The organism is Acidimicrobiales bacterium, assembly GCA_035536915.1.
GTDB lineage: Bacteria > Actinomycetota > Acidimicrobiia > Acidimicrobiales > JAHWLA01 > JAHWLA01.
Map to the genome: position 1 here is coordinate 1 of DATLNE010000053.1, position 19,155 is coordinate 19,155.

22 protein-coding genes are annotated in these 19,155 nt (G+C 70.4%); 11 read left to right on the top strand and 11 right to left on the bottom strand.

All coding sequences use genetic code 11. The features are described from left to right. The coding region (locus VM938_16330; protein HVF76605.1) for an acyl-CoA thioesterase II at positions 1–818 on the bottom strand (818 nt) is incomplete at its 3' end. A 62-nt stretch (positions 819–880) separates the two neighbouring features. Between VM938_16330 and VM938_16335 the strand changes: the two genes are divergently transcribed. The 6 genes from VM938_16335 to VM938_16360 all read left to right on the top strand — a co-directional run bounded on the left by VM938_16335 (position 881) and on the right by VM938_16360 (position 3,976). Continuing rightward, positions 881–1,360 carry a GtrA family protein gene (locus VM938_16335; protein ID HVF76606.1) on the top strand — a complete coding sequence of 160 codons (480 nt, stop codon included), beginning with the start codon at positions 881–883 and terminating at the stop codon, positions 1,358–1,360. A 4-nt stretch (positions 1,361–1,364) separates the two neighbouring features. Continuing rightward, positions 1,365–1,979 (top strand): class I SAM-dependent methyltransferase, encoded by a 615-nt coding sequence (locus VM938_16340; protein ID HVF76607.1) that lies wholly within the window; start codon positions 1,365–1,367, stop codon positions 1,977–1,979. 26 nt (positions 1,980–2,005) lie between these two features. After that, positions 2,006–2,239 carry an AbrB/MazE/SpoVT family DNA-binding domain-containing protein gene (locus VM938_16345; GenBank protein ID HVF76608.1) on the top strand — a complete coding sequence of 78 codons (234 nt, stop codon included), beginning with the start codon at positions 2,006–2,008 and terminating at the stop codon, positions 2,237–2,239. After that, complete coding sequence (locus tag VM938_16350; GenBank protein ID HVF76609.1) at positions 2,236–2,667, top strand: hypothetical protein; 432 nt, start codon at positions 2,236–2,238, stop codon at positions 2,665–2,667. Before VM938_16345 ends, VM938_16350 begins: the two co-directional genes overlap by 4 nt. Before the next feature lie 326 nt (positions 2,668–2,993). Beyond that, complete coding sequence (locus VM938_16355; GenBank protein HVF76610.1) at positions 2,994–3,509, top strand: hypothetical protein; 516 nt, start codon at positions 2,994–2,996, stop codon at positions 3,507–3,509. Positions 3,510–3,703: 194 nt separating this feature from the next. Then, positions 3,704–3,976 carry a hypothetical protein gene (locus VM938_16360; GenBank protein HVF76611.1) on the top strand — a complete coding sequence of 91 codons (273 nt, stop codon included), beginning with the start codon at positions 3,704–3,706 and terminating at the stop codon, positions 3,974–3,976. Positions 3,977–4,182: 206 nt separating this feature from the next. Here VM938_16360 and VM938_16365 read toward each other — a convergent pair whose 3' ends face one another. From VM938_16365 to lnt, 4 genes are read right to left on the bottom strand one after another with little or no spacing between them, the layout of a single operon-like run. After that, positions 4,183–5,214 (bottom strand): hypothetical protein, encoded by a 1,032-nt coding sequence (locus VM938_16365; protein ID HVF76612.1) that lies wholly within the window; start codon positions 5,212–5,214, stop codon positions 4,183–4,185. Further along, positions 5,211–5,903 (bottom strand): methyltransferase domain-containing protein, encoded by a 693-nt coding sequence (locus VM938_16370; GenBank protein ID HVF76613.1) that lies wholly within the window; start codon positions 5,901–5,903, stop codon positions 5,211–5,213. Before VM938_16370 ends, VM938_16365 begins: the two co-directional genes overlap by 4 nt. After that, positions 5,897–7,153 (bottom strand): glycosyltransferase family 4 protein, encoded by a 1,257-nt coding sequence (locus tag VM938_16375; protein HVF76614.1) that lies wholly within the window; start codon positions 7,151–7,153, stop codon positions 5,897–5,899. The genes VM938_16370 and VM938_16375 overlap by 7 nt, the downstream gene beginning before the upstream one ends. 5 nt (positions 7,154–7,158) lie before the next feature. Next, entirely contained in the window at positions 7,159–8,574 is a 1,416-nt protein-coding gene (lnt, locus tag VM938_16380; protein HVF76615.1) for an apolipoprotein N-acyltransferase, read from the bottom strand. A gap of 36 nt (positions 8,575–8,610) precedes the next feature. Here lnt and VM938_16385 point away from each other — a divergent pair, with 36 nt between their 5' ends. Beyond that, a complete protein-coding gene (locus VM938_16385; GenBank protein ID HVF76616.1) occupies positions 8,611–9,264 on the top strand; it encodes a maleylpyruvate isomerase family mycothiol-dependent enzyme in 654 nt (217 codons plus the stop codon). A gap of 20 nt (positions 9,265–9,284) precedes the next feature. On the opposite strand, the gene ligD (VM938_16390) is transcribed toward VM938_16385, so the two are convergent. Genes ligD (VM938_16390) through ligD (VM938_16400) form a run of 3 tightly spaced genes read right to left on the bottom strand, consistent with a single transcriptional unit; the run spans position 9,285 to position 12,090 of the window. Further along, complete coding sequence (gene ligD / locus VM938_16390) at positions 9,285–10,205, bottom strand: non-homologous end-joining DNA ligase (GenBank protein HVF76617.1); 921 nt, start codon at positions 10,203–10,205, stop codon at positions 9,285–9,287. 6 nt (positions 10,206–10,211) lie between these two features. After that, positions 10,212–11,111 (bottom strand): Ku protein, encoded by a 900-nt coding sequence (locus VM938_16395; GenBank protein HVF76618.1) that lies wholly within the window; start codon positions 11,109–11,111, stop codon positions 10,212–10,214. A 4-nt stretch (positions 11,112–11,115) separates the two neighbouring features. Beyond that, positions 11,116–12,090 carry a non-homologous end-joining DNA ligase gene (gene ligD, locus VM938_16400; GenBank protein HVF76619.1) on the bottom strand — a complete coding sequence of 325 codons (975 nt, stop codon included), beginning with the start codon at positions 12,088–12,090 and terminating at the stop codon, positions 11,116–11,118. A 42-nt stretch (positions 12,091–12,132) separates the two neighbouring features. Here ligD (VM938_16400) and VM938_16405 point away from each other — a divergent pair, with 42 nt between their 5' ends. Beyond that, complete coding sequence (locus VM938_16405) at positions 12,133–12,294, top strand: hypothetical protein (GenBank protein HVF76620.1); 162 nt, start codon at positions 12,133–12,135, stop codon at positions 12,292–12,294. Positions 12,295–12,330: 36 nt separating this feature from the next. Here the strand turns inward: VM938_16405 and hemG are convergent, their stop codons facing one another. Genes hemG through hemE form a run of 3 tightly spaced genes read right to left on the bottom strand, consistent with a single transcriptional unit; the run spans position 12,331 to position 15,546 of the window. After that, complete coding sequence (gene hemG, locus VM938_16410) at positions 12,331–13,626, bottom strand: protoporphyrinogen oxidase (GenBank protein ID HVF76621.1); 1,296 nt, start codon at positions 13,624–13,626, stop codon at positions 12,331–12,333. Continuing rightward, positions 13,623–14,525: a ferrochelatase gene (hemH, locus tag VM938_16415; protein ID HVF76622.1), complete on the bottom strand. Its 903-nt coding sequence runs from the start codon at positions 14,523–14,525 to the stop codon at positions 13,623–13,625. Before hemH ends, hemG begins: the two co-directional genes overlap by 4 nt. Beyond that, entirely contained in the window at positions 14,518–15,546 is a 1,029-nt protein-coding gene (gene hemE, locus VM938_16420) for a uroporphyrinogen decarboxylase (protein ID HVF76623.1), read from the bottom strand. Before hemE ends, hemH begins: the two co-directional genes overlap by 8 nt. Positions 15,547–15,684: 138 nt before the next feature. Here hemE and VM938_16425 point away from each other — a divergent pair, with 138 nt between their 5' ends. The 3 genes from VM938_16425 to VM938_16435 are packed head-to-tail and all read left to right on the top strand — an operon-like array spanning position 15,685 to position 19,009. Further along, positions 15,685–16,098, top strand: a complete 414-nt coding sequence (locus VM938_16425) for a response regulator transcription factor (GenBank protein HVF76624.1) — start codon at positions 15,685–15,687, stop codon at positions 16,096–16,098. 58 nt (positions 16,099–16,156) lie between these two features. After that, positions 16,157–18,286, top strand: coding sequence for an AAA family ATPase (locus VM938_16430; protein HVF76625.1), 2,130 nt, complete (start codon positions 16,157–16,159; stop codon positions 18,284–18,286). A 45-nt stretch (positions 18,287–18,331) separates the two neighbouring features. Beyond that, complete coding sequence (locus VM938_16435; protein HVF76626.1) at positions 18,332–19,009, top strand: hypothetical protein; 678 nt, start codon at positions 18,332–18,334, stop codon at positions 19,007–19,009. The last annotated feature ends 146 nt before the right edge of the window (positions 19,010–19,155 follow it).

The following is a 19,155-nucleotide window of genomic DNA, read 5'->3' on the forward strand; positions in this document are numbered from 1 at the left end:
CATGCCCGGGTCCGGATCAGCCCTTCCTGGACCACCGATACGGCGAGCTGCCCGTCCCGGGTGAAGATCGACCCGCGGGCCAGGCCGCGCGCACTCGACGCCGACGGCGTGGCCTGGTCGTACAGGAGCCAGTCGTCGGCCCGGAACGGCCGGTGGAACCACATGGCGTGATCGAGGCTGGCCATCTGCATGACCTGGTCGGCCGACGATCGGCGGTGGGGGAGCAGCGTCGTGTCGAGCAGCGTGAGGTCGCTGACGTAGGTGACGACGCAGGCATGGAGCACCGGGTCGTCGGCCAACGGACCGGCGGTGCGGAACCACACCCGTTGGTAGTCACGCTCGGGTTGGTCGGGTGCGTGCCAGAACGGCGGCTCGACGTGGCGCAGGTCGATGGGGCTGATGCGCTCGGGGATGACGGTCTGCAACGTGCCGGGATCGGGCACGTCGGGCATCGGCTGCTGGTGATCGAGCCCTTGTTCGCCGCACTGGAACGAGGCCTGCAGGTTGAAGATCGGCTTGCCGTGCTGAATGGCCACGACTCGTCGGGTCGTGAACGACTTGCCGTCACGGATGCGGTCGACCTCGTAGAGGATCGGTACCGAGGTGTCGCCTGGCCGCAGGAAATAGGCGTGCAGCGAGTGCACTGCCCGGTCGGTCTCGACCGTGCGGGCGGCGGCCACCAAGGCTTGGCCGGCCACCTGGCCACCAAAGACACGCTGGCGCCGTTCGTCCGGATCGGGCTGGGCGCCGCGGAAGATGTTGACCTCGATGGGCTCGAGGTCGAGCAGGCCGACGAGGTCGTCGAGGGCTTCGGTCACCGCGCCATCCTGGCATGGCCCGACTTCACTGCTGCGCAGGCCCGCCGGTACCCTCGCTGCTCGTGTCCGCCGTCTCCACCTTCCTCGACCGCGCTCGCACGCCCGGCGGGCGCAAGGCCATTCGTTACTCGCTGGTCTCGGTCGTGTCCGTGGCCGTGAGCCAGACGGCGCTGTTCATCTTCTTCGCCATCGTCCACTGGTCGGCCGAGTGGTCGAACGTCGCAGCCGTGGCCGTGGGCAGCGTGCCGTCCTACTACCTGAACCGGCGGTGGGCGTGGGGCAAGACCGGCCGCTCGCACCTGTGGCGGGAGATCGTGCCGTTCTGGGTGCTGGCCTTCGTCGGCTTGGCGTTCTCGACGGGCGCGGTGGCCGTGGCCGAGTCGTTCGCCTACGACGTGGCCGATTCCCGCATCATGCAGGGCCTGGTCATCAACGGGGCGTCGTTCGGCGCTTTCGGCGTGCTGTGGATCGTGAAGTTCTACCTGTTCAACAAGGTCATCTTCGTGCAGGACCCGGTGGTGCGCGACGAGATCGTCGCCTGAGCCCGTGGACGCCTGGCTGCTTGACGTAGCCCGCCGGGCCAAGGGCTTCATGCCCGACGACGAAGGCGTGGCCCTGCACCGAGCGGCGTTGGGCGCACCGGCCGGGCCGCTGCTCGAAGTGGGCACGTACTGCGGCAAGTCGGCCGTCTACTTGGGCGCGGCGGCGCGGGCTGCGGGCACGGTGCTGTTCACCGTCGACCACCACCGCGGCTCGGAGGAGAACCAGGCCGGGTGGGATCATCACGACTCCTCGGTCGTCGACCCGGCCACCGGGCGCATGGACACGCTGCCGTTCTTCCGCCGCACCATGGAGGAGGCCGGGCTCGAAGACGTGGTGATCGGCGTGGTCGGGCTGTCGCCGGTGGTGGCCGCCGTCTGGCGGACGCCGCTGGCCTTCCTGTTCATCGACGGTGGCCACGGCAGCGAGCCCGCGCAGGCCGACTACCGAGGCTGGACACCGCACCTGCTCCCCGGGGGCGTCCTGGCCATCCACGACGTCTTCCCCGACCCGGCCGACGGTGGCCGCCCGCCGTACGAGTTGTACTGCGAGGCGGTCGGGTCGGGTGCGTTCGAGGAGGTCTCTGCCACCGGCAGCCTCCGCGTGCTTACAAAGCGGTGAACTAAGTCGCCTTGTAAGCTTGGCGCATGGCATCGAGCGGCGACCTCAAGGTGTCGGCCCGAGGGCAGATGAGCCTCCCGGCCGAGGCTCGTCGGCGGTGGCGGATGGCCGACGGCGGCGACGTGGGGTACCTCGACTTGGGTGATGCGGTGCTCTTGGTGCCCGGTGGCGTGAAGGCATTGCGTCGCCAGGTGCTCGACGCCGTGACCGATGCCGATTGGGAGGCTGCGGCGGCCGACCCCGACCTCGCCGACGAGTGACCGTCGCGCTCGTCGACGACCAGGTGCTCGGTGCCGTCCTTCGGGGCTCGACGCCCCGGGCGCTGCGTCGCCGCCAGTTGGCGACGACCGGCTATTGGTACGTCCGACTGTGCCAGGCGGTCCTGACGGCGGCCGAACGCCCCGGGACGTTGGCAGCACCGTTCGCATCGTTGCCTGCGGCGCAGCGCCGACGGGCCGTGGCCGCCTTGGTCGAACTGCCCGACGAGATCGAGTTGCTGTCGCTGCGAACGCTTGCGCCCGACATCGGCATGCTGCGCCAACGCCACGCGCTCAACGTGCTCGGCACCGAAGCCTTGGCCGCCGCCATCGCCCTCGACGCCACCGTGTACCTGTCGACCCCCTCCCCACTGCTCGAACAAGCCCTCGCCGCCGAAGGCCGCCCCGTCCACCACGTCCCGAGTACATAGCCGGCGGAGGAGTTGCGGCGAGTCCGCGAAACGGCCGACTGTCGCCGGTCGGGCGGCCGCAGCGGCAGGAGCGGCTCGACCGCAGCCCACACGGCATCCACCACACGCGGCTGGAGTGCAAGCATGGTGTGAAGACCTCCACCTGGTCGTCGGATGGGACAGCACCGGGATCAAACCCGGGCCGTCACGACGACCGGTGGATGGTCTTCTCTCGTCGCCTATCTGCGCGCGCTCTTAATGTTCTAGGCACGATTGACGGCGCCGGTCGGCGTCGCACCGACACCATGAGAGCGGCGATACTTGCCTCCGCCATTGGAGGTACTGCTGTGGGCGTCCTGCTAGCGGCCCTCGCCTTCGTGGCGTCTGGGGCGCCCGAGCGGGCGCGGCTGTGGGCCGCCGGAGTGCTCGTGCTGGTCCTCGCCGCAGTGCAGAACGAGGCCCGAGTGGTTGAGCGACTGTCGGGAGGGTTTCGTGTGCCGGCGCATTGGGTGTACCCCGCAGGTCCGCGTGCGGGCGTCCTCTGGGGGCTCATGCTTGGACCCGGGCTGATCACGGAGGCGCCGTACCTCGCCTTCCACGGCTCGTGTGTGGCCGCTGTGCTGAGCGCGTCGCCGGGCTTGTGCATCGTCGCCGGCGCCGTCTTCGGCGTCAGCCGCATGTTGGCGGCGGTCAACGCCCGCCTGTCGACACGGCTGATCGCCGCCATGAGTCGAACCGTTCGACGTGGGCGTGGGAAGCAGGAGCGTTCGCTCGTGACCGAGGTCTACAAAAGTGGGTCGCGCATTATCCTCGTCGCATGGGGGGCTCTCGCGCTCGGCTCGGCGTCTGGGGTGCTGTCGTAATAGCAGTGGGAGGGGCAGCCATTGTTCTCGGAAGAGACTCGACGCCCGATGTAGCGGCCGCTGCGCCGTGTAGCGAAGCCGCGCATTCCGAACGGTGGGCGAAGTACGCGGCCGGCGGGCCGTCAAGCGGCCCGGTAACCCTCGCTATCGGTCGCGCCGAGACGCTCGCCGCTCACCGTGTCGATGACGGCGGCTTGAGCGCGAAGCTGCTCGTCCTCGTCGACGCAATGACGGGAACCGCAGTCAACCTGAAGGTTCGCGCCATGCCGGGCTCGTCGAGCGATGCACGGTTGACGCACTTCGACAAGTCGGGCCCCTCCGTCGGCGGTCGCGTCCGGGACCCCGGCCAGTGGGCGCCGCCCCCCGTCGATATCCCGGGAACGCTGGAGGTCGACGCGCCGGGGCAATTTGAGGTCACCGTCGCGGTGGCCGCCTACCGGCCCGTCCGCTTCTGCCTGACTGTGTAAAAACGCAAGAACGCCGGACCGGGCTGGGCACTGTTTGCCCTCGTGCGGTGGGTTGGCCGAGGAGGCGTCCGCCTGCCACACGAAGTGTCTATGGGCGCTGGCGCGCACGGCGCTCGACCGCCTGCACAACGCGGCCGCGTGGGCGATCGACGCAGCGGCTACCGCTTCGCCGCTGTTGCGGGATGCGGACGTTACGTACGCGGGGGTTAGGGCTTGGGGTCGGCGACGGGGGCGTCGAGGTCGAGGCCGGTCGGCAGGCCCTCGCCGCGGAACAGGCCCGACGCCGGGGTCAGTCCCTCCAGCGCATCGGCGGCCAGCACGATGGCGGCCGCCGTGTAGCTCGACCGCTCGCCCCCGGGGAAGTGCACGACCTCGGGGTACACGCAGCCCGTCCAGTACATGCCGTCGTCGTGGCGCAGGTGCTGCGCCCACTCGAACAGGCGGCGGGCCTCGTCGCCCATGCCCACCGCGTCCAAGGCGATGACGCACTCGGCCGTCTCGGCGGCCGTGACCCATGGGCGGTCGGCCACGCAGCGCACGCCGAGCCCGTCCATCACGAACTCGTCCCACCGCTCCTGCAGGCGCGCCCGCCCCGGCGAGCCGGTCACCGCGCCGCACAGCACCGGGTAGTACCAGTCCATGGCCCAGCGGTCCTTGGGCTCGAAGCGCTCAGGCGCATAGGCGATGGCATGGGCCAACCGTCCTGCCGCCAGTTCCCAGTCGGGCCGTTGCTTGCCGATGCGGTCGCCCACGGCGACGCCGCACCGCAACGACAGGTAGATCGACGACGAGCCGGTGAGCAGGGCGAAGCGACCGGGGTTGAGGTCGGGCTCGATGCACCACAGCACCTCGCCGGTCGAGCGCTGCAACCGCACCACCCAGTCGAGCGCCCGCTCGACCATGCCCCACGTCGAGCGCAGGAAGTCCTCGTCGCCGGTGACGAGGAAGTGGTGCCACACGCCGACGGCCACGTAGGCCACCACGTTGGTGTCGAGGCGGTAGTCCTCCACCTCGTTGTCGCCGATGTAGTAGTTGAACCACGACCCGTCGCGGTTCTGGATGTCGGCCAGCCACCGGTACGCCGCCTCGGCCTCGGCCCATCGACCGCCCACGCTCAGCGCCATGGCCGTCTCCACGTGGTTCCACGGGTCGCAGTGCCCGCCCGGGAACCAAGGGATCATGCCCGACGGCACCTGCAGGGCGGCGATGCCGTCGACCGTGGCGCGCACGTCCGTCACGGCTTCATCCCGTAGAGCACGACGCTCTTGCCCAGCACCGGGTTCAGCACCCGCTCGGCCACCTGCGTCACCCACGGCTTCGACATGATGTCCCACACCAACAGCCGGTGGTACGCCTTCACCAGCCGGTGCTCGTCGTTGCGAACGCCCACCGCGCACTTCAGCCACCAGTACGGCGAGTGCAGCGCGTGGGCGTGGTGGTGGCCCGTGAGACGCAGCCCCGCGGCCCGCAAGCGGCCCTCCAGCGCGCTGCGCCGATAGATGCGCACGTGCCCGCCCTCGACCGAGTGGTACTCGTCGGACAAGGCCCAGTTGACGAGCTCCGGTCCCCAGCGGGGGACGGTGACGGCGATGGTGCCGCCCGGCCGCAACACCCGCACCAGTTCGGCAATCGCCGCGGTATCGGGCGGGATGTGCTCGAGCACTTCGGCGGCGATCACCCGGTCGAAGGTGGCGTCGGGGAACGGCAGCCGCAGCGCGTCGCCGGTCAGCGCCACGCCGTCGCCCTCGCCCTCCAGCGCGGCGAACATGGCAGCCACGCCCTTTACCTCGGTGTCGTCGGCGTCGACCGCCACCGCGCGAGCGCCCCGCTCCACAGCGGCAAAGGCATGGCGCCCTGCGCCGCACCCGAGGTCGAGCACTCGGTCTCCGGGCCGCAGCCCCAGGCGTTCGAAGTCGACGGTCAGCATGCGGAAGCGATGGCCTTTCGATAGGCGTCGACCGTGCCTTCGGCCGTGGCCCGCCAGGTGAAGTGCTCCAGCACGCGACGCCGCCCGCCGTCGCCGATGCGGCGCCGCAGAGCCTCGTCGGCCAGCGCATCGTTGATCGCTGTGGCCAACGCCCCCACGTCGCCGGGCGGCACCAGCAACCCCGTCTCTCCGTGGGCGCCCACGACCTCGGGCAGCGCGCCTCCCGTCGTGGCAACCAGCGGCACGCCGCACGCCATGGCTTCCACGGCGGGCAACGAGAAGCCTTCGTACAACGACGGAACCACCGCCACCTCGGCCTCGGCGTAGAGCTCCACGATGCGCTCGTCGCTCACGCCGCTCACGAACGACACGGCACCGGCCAAGCCCAGCCGCTCGATGGTCTCCTGCACCCGGCTCTCCGGGCGGGGCTTGCCGATCACCACCAACTCGGCGTGGCGTTCGGTGCGTACCTTGGCCACCGCTTCGAGCAGGGGGACCAACCCCTTGAGGGGCACGTCGGCGCTGGCCGTCGTCATCAGCCGCCCCGGCACCCGGGCGATGTGGGGGAGGGGGCGGAACCGAGTGGTGTCGACGCCGACGTGCACGATGGACAGGCGGTCGGGCTCGACCCCCATCTGCTCGACGATGTCGGCCCGCGACGACTCCGACACGGTGATGACCGCCGGCAACCGCTTCGCCACCCGCACCTGCATGCGCACGAAGCCGTACCACCGGCGCAGCGTCAGTTGCCGTCGCCACGAACGGGCGTGCTCCAACTCCAGCCGGCGGTCGACGGTGATGGGGTGGTGCAGCGTCGTCACCAACGGCCACCCGTCGCGCACCATGCCGAGCATGCCGGTGCCCATGCACTGGTTGTCGTGCACGACGTCGAAGTCGCCCCGTCGCGCCCGCAGCGCCTTGCGGGCGCGCAGGCTGAACGTCAGCGGCTCGGGGAACCCGGCCGTGCACATGAGGCCGAACTCCAGCGCGTCGACCAGCGATGTGAACTCGCGAGGCTTGGGGATGCGGAACGGATCAGGCTGGCGGTAGAGGTCGAGGCTGGGGACCTTCACCAACTCCACGCCCTCGTCGAGGTCGGGGTACGGCGGGCCGCCGAAGACGGTGACCTCGTGGCCCAGGGCCACCAGCTCCCGCGTCAGGTGCCGGGTGTAGACGCCTTGGCCGCCGGAATGAGGGTTGCCGCGGTACGCGAGGTACGCAATGCGAAGCCTCCCCTCCCCGAGCGACATGAGGGCTAAGGGTGCCTGGAATTGACCACCTGGTCAATTCTCCGACGCCACCACGCAACGGCCAGCGCCCCGGCGGCGAGCACGATCACCGGTGCGTCGCCGAAGCGGGCGTAGACCGTGCGGCCGTCGCGCAGCGCCACCGTCTCGTGCACCACTTGGCGCCTGCCGAGCGTCGTGCGCGCCCGCAGCCGGCCGTGGTGGTCGACGACTGCGCCGTACCCGGTGGGCGCCGCCTGCACCAGGTCGCGGCCGGTTTCGAGCGCGCGCAGGCGGGCGGCGGCCACCTGTGTGGTGGGCACCTGGCTGGTCTTGAACGACGCCGCGTTGGTGGGCACCAACAGCAGGCGGCCTCCCGCGTTGGCGGCGGCCCGGGCGCGGTCGGCGAAGAACACCTCGAAGCTGATGACCACCCCGAGGCGACCGGCCGGCGTGTCGAGGCGGCCCGGCCCGGTGCCGGGCACGGCGTCGCGGGGGATGACGCTCAAGTCGACGAAGCGGTCGAGGAACGAACGGCCGGGCACGTACTCGCCAAACGGCACCCGGTGCACCTTGTCGTAGCGGTCGAGCAGTTGCCCGTCGGGCCCCCACGCCACGGCAGCGTTGGCGAAGCGGGTGCCGCGGACGTCCTCGACCACCCCCGCCACCAGCACGGTGTCGAGGCCGTCGGCGGTGGCCGCCAGCACGGCGCCCGCCTCGGCTTCGGTGATGGGCCGGTCGACGTCGACCACGTCCTCAGGCCATACCACCACGTCGACACCGGGGCGCACGCCGGCGGTGGCCTCGACATGGGCTTCGAAGACCTGGCGGGGGTCGGTGTCGACGGCGCGAAACCCGCGTCGCCCGCCACCCTGCACCACCGCCACGTCGAGGTGCCCCGTGGGTGCGCCGCCGTCGGGCGCCGCTGCGCTGAGCACGGCGAGGAGCACGACGGCAGCCACGGCGAGGACGCGGCGCATGGCGACCAAGGCCACGGCGCCGAGGATCAACAGTTCTCCACCGACGCGGGCCAGCGGTGCCAGTGGCCCGTCCACCTGGCCGGGGGGGATGCCCGCCATGGGCAGCCCGCCGAAGGGGATGGTGGCCCGCACCGCTTCGGCGAGCACCAGGGCCGCGGGAAAGGCGACCACCCGCCACCGTCCGCTCGGTGGAGCGACGATCACCGCGACCATGACGAAGGCTGCTTCCGCCAGCATCACCAGCGGGCCGCCAACGGCGTGAAAGTCGCTCATCCACCACAGGCCGGGGACGAACATGCCGAGCCCGAAGCCGAGGCCGAGCTTGGCCCGACGACGGGCGCGCTCGACGCCTTCGGTGGCGACGGCGAGCACGGCCAGCCCGACGAAGGCCAACGGCCACCAACCCCACGGGGGGACGGACAGGGCGGTGAGGACGCCGGCGACGACGCAGGCAGCAAGGCGCACGGCCGCCATCGTCGTCGGCCCGCTACCGTCCGCGCCATGCAGCCCGACGAGATCTACGAAGACACCCGGGCCCGCCTCACCGCCTTCGTCCGCCAGTTGGGCGACGACGACCTGGCTCGGCCGGTGGCGGCCTGCCCCGGATGGACGGTGCGCGACGTCGTCGCCCACCTGACGGGCGTGGCTGTCGACATCACAGCCGGGCGCACCGAGGGGCTGGCCACGTCGGAGTCGACGGCCCGTCAGGTGGCCGAGCGCGCCGGCCGTTCCCTCGACGAGCTGCTCGACGAATGGGCCGAGCACGCACCCGCCCTCGGGCGCCTGGTACGCGAGACGCCCCGGATGGCGCGGGCGGTGGTCGACCTCGTGACCCACGAGTACGACATCTGCGGCCCGGTCGAGTCGGTCGGCTTCGACTACTCCCTCCAGGCCTACGTCACGGGGCTCGACTACCGCCTGCGCAAGCACTCGCTGCCGCCGCTGCGGGTGCGGGCGGGCGACGAGGAATGGGAGTTGGGCGGAGGCGATCCGGCGACGACGATGGCCACCTCGCCCACCGAGCTGTTCCGGGCGTTGGCGGGCCGCCGCTCGGTCGCACAGGTACGCGCCTTCGACTGGGACGGCGATGCCTCGCCCTACGTGCCGGTGATGTCGACATTCGGCCCGCTGCCCGAGGACGACGTGGTGGAGTAATCCTGGCCTCTTAATACGACTTACGGCGACAGCGCCGGAAGCTCCTGCTCCAACTCCACCGCGGGAGCGAACAGGTCGCCCATCCGTCCGACCCGCTCGATCACGTCGTCGGCGGTGAACACCAGCATCGAGGCATCAGCCGCCTCGGCGCACGCCTCCACCTCTTCCCACGTCACCGGCGTGGAGACGGTGGGCCGGGGCTTGGCCCGCAGTGAGTACACGTTCACCGTGGTCTTGTGCTCGTCGTTCTGGCTCCAGTCGATGAGAACCTTGCCGGGCCGCAAGTCCTTCTTCATCGACGACACCACTTGGTCGGGCAGCCGCTGCTCGAACGACTGGGCCACGGCCAAGGCGAAGTCCTTGGTGCCGTTGTCGTAACGCACGTCGGGTGTGTTGAGCGGCACGTAGACCTGCAGGCCCTTCGACCCCGAGGTCTTGGCGATCGACACCAGGCCCATGCGGTCGAACAACGCCTGCAGCCGCAGCGCGACCTCGCAGCACTGCACGATGTCGGCGGGCGGCCCGGGGTCGAGGTCGAACACCAGCATGCGGGGCCGCAGGATCTCGTCGCCGTGCGAGAGCGACGTGTGCAGTTCCAGCGACGCCAGGTTGGCCACCCACACCAACGTGGCCAGCGAGTCGACCACGCAGTAGGGCACGACCCCCTTGTTGCGGGAGCTGTGGATCGGGATCGTCTGCACCCACTCGGGCCGGTGCGACGGGCAGCGCTTCTCGTAGAAGAACTCGCCCTCGACGCCGTTGGGGTAGCGCTTCAAGGTGAGCGGCCGGCTCGCCAGGTGGGGCAGCAGTGTGGGTGAGATGCGCTGGTAGTAGGCGATCACCTCGCCCTTGGTGAAGCCGACCTCCGGATACAGCACCTTGTCGAGGTTCGACAGCTTGAGCTGGCGGCCTTCGATGTCGACTGTCGTTGCCGCGGCCACCGTGCGTTACGACGCCTTGCGCCGGCTGGCGGCCTTCTTGGTCGACTTGCTCGCCTTGGCCGCCTTCTTGGCGGGCGTGCGCTTGGCCGGCGCCTCGCTGTCGTCGTCGGCCGCTTTGGCCTTGCGCCCTTCCTTGGCGGCGTTGAGGGACGCCTCCAAGGCGGCCATGAGGTCGACCACCGGCGCGGGCTTGTCGGGAGCCTTGGGCGCCACGATCTCCTTGCCCGACGCCTTCTGCTCGATCAGTTCCAGCACCCGCTCGCGGTAGGTGTCGTGGTACTTCTCGGGGTCGAAGTCGGTGGCCAGCGACTCGATCAACTGGTTGGCCATCTTCAGCTCGCGGTCCGACACCTCGATGCGCCCGGTGGGCAGCCCTTCGAGGTCTTCCACCGGAACCACCTCGTCGACGAAGTTCATGGTCGACATCACCAGCGCGTCACCCACGGGGCGGATGGCCACGAGGTACTGCTTGGTGCGCATGACCACGTTGGCGATGCCGACCCGGTTGGCGTCACGCATCGCTTCGAGTAAAAGCCGGTACGCCTTCTTGCCCCGCTCGTCGGGCACCACGTAGTACGAGCTGTCGTAGAAGAGCGGGTCGATGTCGTCGAGCTCGACGAAGTCCTCGATGTCGATGGTGTGGGTGGCCTCGGGGTCGAGGGCATCGAGCTCGTCGGGCTCGATCATCACGTACTGGCCGCCACCGAGCTCGTAGCCCTTGACGATCTCCTCGTAGGGGACTTCCTTCTCCTCGGCCTCGCAGAAGCGCTTCTGCTTGATGCGCGACCCGTCCTTCTCGTGGAGTTGGTGGAAGCGGACGTCCTTCTTGCGGACGGCGGTGTAGAGCTTCACGGGCACGTTCACCAGCCCGAAGCTGATGGCGCCACTCCAGATGGACCGGGGCATGGCCTCATTGTCCCCCGAACAAGGGCTCTTTCACCACGTCTCGTGGAGCCTTGTCGTCTCTCAGCCCCTTGAACGACGGGTGACGCAGCGTATTCGTAGCGGTCCACTCGGTGAACTCGACATCACAGACGAGGGTGGGCTCGACGAAGTGGGCCTGCTTGTAGGGGACCTTGTCGCTGAACGGGCTGGTCGGCCGGCCCAGGGGAGCGAGCGTCTGGGCCAACTCGGCCAGCATGCGGTCGGTGTAGCCGGTGCCGACCTTGCCCGCGAAGTGCAGGTGGTCGCCCTCGTAGTAGCCGACGAGCAGGGCGCCGATGCGGTTGGTGCGATTGCCGGAGCCCTCCAACCACCCGCCGACGACCACCTCTTGGCGGGCTGTGTTCTTGACCTTGAGCCAGCAGCGAGAGCGCTTGCCCGCCTCGTAGGGCGTGTCGACCTGCTTGGCGATGATGCCTTCGAGGCCGCGCTCGCGCGACGCCGCGAGCATGGCGGCGCCGTCACCGATGTGGTGCCCGGGCATCTGCCAGGACGGGTCGTTCAAGCCGAGCGAGGCCAGTACCTCACGGCGTTCGAGGTACGGCCTGCGCATCAGCGACTCGCCGTCGAGCCACAGCACGTCGAAGGCCATGTAGACGACGGGGTACTCGTGCATGCGGGCGCGCACGTCGCGTTCGCCCGCCACGTGCATGCGGTGTTGCAGGCGGCCGAAGCTGGGCCGCCCCGCCTCGTCGAAGCTCACGACCTCGCCGTCGAGCACCGCCCCTCGGCCGCCGAGGGCCTCGGGCAGCCCGTGCAGTTCGGGGTAGCGCGGCGTGATGTCGAGCAGGTTGCGGCTCTCCATGCGCATGCGGTCGCCGTCGAGGTAGGTGAGCGCCCGCACGCCGTCCCACTTCACCTCGAACGACCACCGCTCGTCGTCCTTGGGCAAGGTGCCTGAGGTGGCCAGCATCGGTGCGATGCGCAGGTCGAGGGCGCTCATCGGGGTGGTTTTGCCCCGTGCGGTGCCGGGAACACGTCGGCCATGCTCCTCCTCATCCTCCTCATCCTCCTCATCGTCCTGGCCGTCGGCGGCGGACTGGGGTACGGCGGAGGTGCGTATCGCTCTCGCGGCATCGGCTTAGGCGGCGTGTTGCTCGTCATCCTGCTGATCCTGCTGCTCACAGGCGCCTTCGGCCGCACTTAAAGAACTCCCGAGTACATAGCTCACCGGAACGGTGAGCTATGTACTCGGGACGAGGCGTGCTGCGGCGTCGCGGCCTTGCTTGATGCAGGCCGGGATGCCCAGCCCCCGGTAGGCGGCGCCCGCCACGGCGACGTGGGCGGGCAGCGCCTGCTCGATGCGGGCCACCCGGTCGAGGTGGCCCACGCGGTACTGCGGGAACCCGTCGACCCACCGGCGTACGTGCGTGCTCGTCGGCTCGGCGCTGACACCGGCAAGCTCCACCAACTCGGCGTGCAGGCGCCGAGCCAACTGGTCGTCGGTCAGCCGCAGCGCACGATCGTCGCCCGCCCGTCCCGCCGAGACTCGCAGCACCACTTGTTCCGGCGGCGCCCAGTGCGGCCACTTCACCGTGCCGAACGAGCATGCCGTCAGCAGCCGGCCTTCCCGTCGGGGCACCAAGAACCCGGAGGCCTGCAAGGAAGGCACGGCGTCGGCCGGGTACGCCATGGTCACCAAGGCCACCGATGCGTGCTCGATGCCCGCCAGCAACTGGCCTGCCTCACCACCGAGCAACGAGGCCGCCGCGGGCGCGGGGACGGCGAGCACCACGTTGCCGTCGAGGTCGTCGAGCGACGACACCGGCGAGTCGGTGCGCACCTCGGCGCCCGCCTGGCGCAGTCGTGCCACCAGGGTCTCGACCAGCACGCTGAGCCCTTGAGGAACGGTGAGGAACACCGGTCCTTCGCTCACCGTCCGCGTGCGACGAGCGCCGAGCACCAAGCTGCGGTGGGCCTTGGCGGCGGCCACCACCTGGGGCGCCACTGCGGCCGCGCTCAACTGGTCGGCGCGCCCGGCGTTGATGCCGCCGATCAGTGGGTCGACCAACCGTTCGAGCACCTCGCGCCCGAGCCGGCGCGACACCAATTCGCCGACCGAGACGTCGCCGTCGACCGGCGTCCGCGGCAGCACGAAGTCGAAGGCGGCGCGGGCCATCCCCAACGGCGACAGGAGCCCCGAGCGCGCCATCGCCGTCACGCCCGTGGGCACCCCCAGCAACATGCCTTCGGGGACAGGCCGCAAGCGCCCGCCCGACCACACCAGCGCCCGCCCCACCGCGGGCGCCACCAGGTCGAGGTCGAGCTCGCGGCACAGGTCGACGGCCCATGGCACACGAGCCAGGAAGGCGTCGGGCCCCGACTCCACGGGCACACCGTCGACCGAGCCCGTCTCGATCTTGCCGCCCAGCCGCGGCCCCGCTTCGAGCACCGTCACCTCGGCGCCCCGCTGCACCGCTTCCCATGCCGCCGCCAAGCCTGCGATGCCGCCGCCGACGACCATGAGCCGTGTCGTCATGCAGCGGCGACCCGCACCACGTCGGCCAGCATGGCCAGGAAGCGTTTGTCGTCGTTCAACGACGCCGTGCGCTCGAAGCGCAGCCCGGCCGACTCCGCCACCTCCCGGGCCTGCACGTCGAGGTCGTAGAGGATCTCCAAGTGGTCCGACACGAACCCGGCGGGGCACACGAGCACGCCGTCGGCCGTGCTTGCCAGCGCGGGGATGACGTCGAGGACGTCGGGGCCGAGCCACGGCTCGGGCGTGCGCGCCGCGCTCTGCCACGCCACCTGCCACCGCGTCAGGCCGGCCGCCTCGGCCACCGCCTCGGCCGTCGCCGCTACCTGGCCGGGATAGGGGTCGTCCATGTCCACCACCCGGGCGGGCAACGAGTGGGCGGTCACCAACGTCTCCACCACGGCGTCGCCGGAGAAGCGGGCCAGTGCCTCGCCCACCCGCTCGGCCAGCAGGTCGACGAGCACCGGCTCCAGGTGCCAGTCGTGCACGTAGGTGACGGCCATGTTGTCGGTGGCGGCCGCGTCGACGCGTTCGAAGTACTGGCCCACCGACAGCGCCGAGTAGTGCGGGGCCAGCACGAGGGCGACGACGTCGACGAGGCCCGCCGTCGCGATTGCGTTCATGCCGTCTTCGATCGACGGCGTCGAGTGCTTGGCGCCGGAGAACACGGCGAAGCGGCCGGGGTCGGTGGCGTCGAGCGCCACCTGCAGCCCGGCCACCTGGGCGGCGGTCCGCTCTGCCAACGGCGAGACCCCGCCGATGGCGTCGTAGCGACGACGGAGGTCGGCCAGTTGCTCGGCGGTGGGCGGATGGCCGCGGCGGATGTCGGTGTAATAGGCCTCGATGCCGTCGGGGCCCGACGGCGTGCCGTACGACATGACGAGCACGCCGACGTCAGCCACCGTGGACGACCTCCACCACCCGCTTCAGCACGTCGGGGTCGGTCTCGGGCAGCACGCCGTGGCCCAGGTTGAACACATGGCCCGGGGCGGCGCGGCCTGCGTCGAGCACGGCTCGGGTCTCGGCTTCGACGACCTCCCACGGGGCGAGGCAGACGGCAGGGTCGAGGTTGCCCTGCACGGCCTTGTCAGGCCCGATGCGTTCCACGGCGACGTCGAGCGGCACCCGCCAGTCGACGCCCACCACGTCGGCGCCCGCCGACGCCATGAGCCCGAGCAGCTCGCCGGTGCCCACGCCGAAGTGGAGGCGCGGCACGCCGGTGTCGGCCAGCCCCTCGAAGATGCGGCGGCTGGCGGGCAGCACGTACTCGGCGTAGTCGCGGGGCGACAGCGCCCCCGCCCAGGAGTCGAAGAGCTGGATGGCCGAGGCACCGGCGTCGATCTGCGAGCGCAGCGATGTGAGGGCGAGTTCGGCCAAGGCGTCGACCAGCGCGAACCACGTCGACGGCTCGCCCTTCATGAGCGCCTTCGTCTTGGCGTACGTGCGCGACGGCCGCCCTTCGATGAGGTAGGAGGCCACGGTGAAGGGGGCACCCGCGAAGCCGATCAACGGCACGTCGAGTTCGCCGGCCAGGATGCGTACCGCCTCCAGCACGTAGGGGGTGTCGACCTCGGGCTCCAGTGGGCGGAGCCGACCCAGGTCGTCCTTGGAGGCGAAGGGTTGGGCCACGACGGGACCGACGCCCGGCGCCACGTCGACCCCGAAGTCGATGGCGGCCACGGGCACGACGATGTCGGAGTAGAGGATGGCGGCGTCGACGCCGTAGCGGCGCACCGGTTGGAGCGTGATCTCGACGGCCAGGTCGGGCACCCGGATGGCGTCGAGGATGCTGCCCTGGCCTCGCACGGCGCGGTACTCGGGGAGCGAGCGTCCTGCCTGGCGCATGAACCAGACCGGCGTGCGGTCCACTGGTTCTTGGCGACAGGCGCGGAGGAAGGACGACGACTGCAGCGGGAGCGCCATGCCGGCGACGTTACCCAGACAACGAGTAACCGGTCCGACCGGACCACTCCTGTCATGGCCCGTTCTGACCCTTTTCCCACACTCTGCGCGACTTTTCCTCAAGGCGGTCGTCGCCCGACGCCGATATTTGAACTCATCATGACGGCCATCGACATCCCCGAGGCAGTCGCCACCCGCGGCCGCGTGCTCGTCGCCGACGACGACAACGACGTCCGCCGGTTGCTGACCGCCAACCTCGAGTTCGAGGGGTACACGGTGGCGGGCTGCGACAACGGCGACGACGCTCGTTCCCTCGCTCGCACCATGGCCCCCGACGTCATTGTGCTCGACGTGATGATGCCCAAGCGTGACGGCTTCGACGTACTCGCCGCCTTGAAGTCGAACCCGGCGACCAGGGGCATCCCCGTGGTCCTGCTGTCGGCCAAGGCCAACGACGAAGACGTGTGGAAGGGCTGGCGGGCAGGCGCCGACTACTACGTCACCAAGCCGTTCAACCTCGACGAGCTCCTGCGGTTCATCGAGCAGGCTGTGACGCGCGTAGCGCGCCCATAGGCCTGACCCCACTACCCTGGAACGTCCCGCAGACGCGGGACGGGCTCCCGAGGACAGCGTGGGACAGCACCCAGAGTTGCAGGCCGAGCAGGCCTTCATCGACCGTGCCTACGACCGGGTGGAGGCGCTGCGCGCCGCCGCTCGGGCGACGCTCGACGACGCCCTGAAGCAGCGGGGCGGCACCTTCCAGGCCGTCGAACAGCGCGAGGTCGTGGTGCACACGACGCTCCAGCGCCTCAACCAGCTCGACATCGGGCGGGAGTCGTTGATCTTCGGGCGCATCGACCGCGACGACGGCGACACCTTCCACATCGGGCGCCTGGCCGTGTCCGCCGAGGATCAGGAACCGCTGGTGGTCGACTGGCGGGCGCCGGTGGCCGAGCCGTTCTACCGGGCCACCGGACGCCACCCCATGGGGCTGACCCGACGGCGCCACTTCGCCAGCGAGGGACGGCGGCTGCTCGGCATCGAGGACGAAGTGTTCGCCCTGTCAGGGGACGGGAGCGCGGGCAACGGCAACGGCGACAGCCACGGCGACGACGACTACGAGCCGGTAGGCACGTCGGCCCTGTTGGCGGCCTTGGAGCGGTCGCGCTCCGGCCAGATGCGCGACATCGTGGCCACCGTCCAGAAGGAGCAGGACGAGGTCATCCGGGCCGAGCTGCCCGGGGTGCTGGTCGTGCAGGGCGGGCCGGGCACCGGCAAGACGGCCGTCGCGCTGCACCGGGCGGCCTACCTCATCTACACCTACCGGTTCCCCTTGGAGCGCCAGGGCGTGCTGGTGGTGGGGCCCAACCCGCTGTTCCTCCGCTACATCGGGCAGGTACTGCCGTCGCTGGGCGAGAGCGGCGTGGCGCTGACCACCATCGAGGGGCTCGTCACCGACGTGCGGGCTCGGGGGGTCGACTCGCCTGCCGCGACGCGGGTGAAGGGCGACGCCCGCATGGCGCGGGTGCTGTCGCGGGCGGTGCGCGACCGGCAGCGACCGCTGCGTCGCGACATTGCCGTGGGCTACGGGTCGACGACGTTGCGGCTGACGGTGGCCGACTCCGAGCAGATCGTGGCTCAAGCCCGTCGGCGGCCGGGGCCGCACAACAGCCGCCGTCGTGCCGTGGAGACGCTGGTGACGCGGCGGCTGCAGCAGCAGTACGCCTCGTTCGTCGAGCGCACGCGGACGCCCGAGGAAGGCTCCGCCGTGATGGGTGATGCCGATCTGGCGCGGGAGCTGCGGCGGCTGCCCGTCATCGCCGAGGCGCTCGACCGGATGTGGCCGGTGCTGCTGGCCGAGGAGCTGGTGCACGACCTGTTCGGGGCGCCGCCGCTGATCGCGTTGGCCGGGCGGGGGACGTTGTCTCCGGAGGAGTGTGCGGCGTTGGCGCGGCCGCGGTCGTCCTCGTTGGAAGCCATCCCGTGGACGCCCGCCGACCTGCCGTTGCTCGACGAGGCCCGGGTGTTGTTGGGGGCGCGCAAGCACTCGCCCGACGACGACGTGCGGGCGTACGGGCACATCGTCGTCGACGAGGCGCAGGACCTCACCCCCATGCAGTTGCGCATGCTCAACCGGCGGTCGATCTCGGGGTCGATGACGGTGGTGGGCGACATCGCCCAGGCCACCGGGCACCGGGCGCCGTCGTCGTGGGACGAGATCCTTGAGCACCTGCCGACGCGCCGCCCGCCCCGGGTGGTCGAGCTGTCGGTGAACTACCGCACGCCCGCCGAGATCATGGAGCTGGCGGGGCGGGTGCTGGCCGAGGCCGCACCCCACCTGCGCCGGCCCCGGTCGGTGCGTTCGACGGAGATGCCGCCGCGCATCGTGCAGGCAGCGCCGGGGGAGTTGGGTGCGGCGGTGGCCGAAGCGGTGCGCGAGGAGGCGGGGCGTGTCGGGACAGGCACCCGGGCCGTGATCTTCCCGCCGTCGATGCGCGAGTCGTTGGCGGCGTCGCTGCGGGAGGCGGGGCTGCAGTTCGGGGAGGCCGACGCCGACGGCTTGGACGAGGCCGTGACGCTGGTGCCCGTCGACATCGTGAAGGGCCTGGAGTTCGACGGCGTCGTCGTGGTGGAGCCTGCGCAGATCGTGGAGGAAGCGCCTCAGGGTTTGCGGGCGCTGTACGTCGCACTCACCCGTGCGACCAAAGTGCTCACCGTGGTCCACACCGGGCCGCTCCCCCAGTCGTTGATTTCGCAGTAGTTACACGTATAGCTGTACCTACTGCGAAATCAACGAGGGGGACGCATGGAGTCGATGGTGGCAATCGCCGGCGCTGTCCCCCCGGCGCTAGCGGTCCTCTATCAAGCGCGGGTGCTCCTGACGCCGAGGCCTCGGACCCTCCCTCCGGAACGCGACGACGGTGTCGCTATCAGGTGCTTCGAGACCGATCCGGTCGAGCATCCGACGATCGGAGCGTTGCGCCGACGCCGGAGGCTTGCGTACGTCGCCGTTGTTGTCATCGCGGCCGCCTGCGTCCTTGCTTTGTTCGCTGTTGCCGAGGGGTTGACCGGTTCGGCGGCTGTGGTGCTTGGTGAGGTTCTGCTCCTGCTCATGTGGCCCGCTTTGGAGTTGCGGCGAAGCAAGGAACCGGGCGTGGCCGCCGACTCGTCCACCGCGAGCCTGCGGGTCAAAGGATCGATCGAATCGGTGGCGTCCCGGGTGCAAACTGCCTTGTTCGAGATGGGGGCCCTCGGGCTCGCCGGGACGAAGATCGTTGCCGACGGGGCTGCCTTCTCGATCGAGGGTGGCGTCGGCCTTTGGGGCGTCGACGGCGACAAGGGCTACCGCCTGCAGGCGCGCGCTGTCTGCGTGGGGGACGGGTGCGAGGTCGTCGTAACAAGTTCCAACTACGCCCCGAGCCTCATCCAGAGCCTCCGCAACCACCGCAACGTCGCTCGCGTCGTCCGCCACCTCGTCGCGTGACTCCGGAGTACATAAGACCTGCGGCGCTTTAGGTCCACCACTTCGGTGGGGCGACATTCCTAGCGTTTCGTCATGGCGCCCCGACACGTCGTCACCATCCAACCGTCGCGCGATCTGTGCGGCACGAGCCCCGAGCAGTTCGCCGA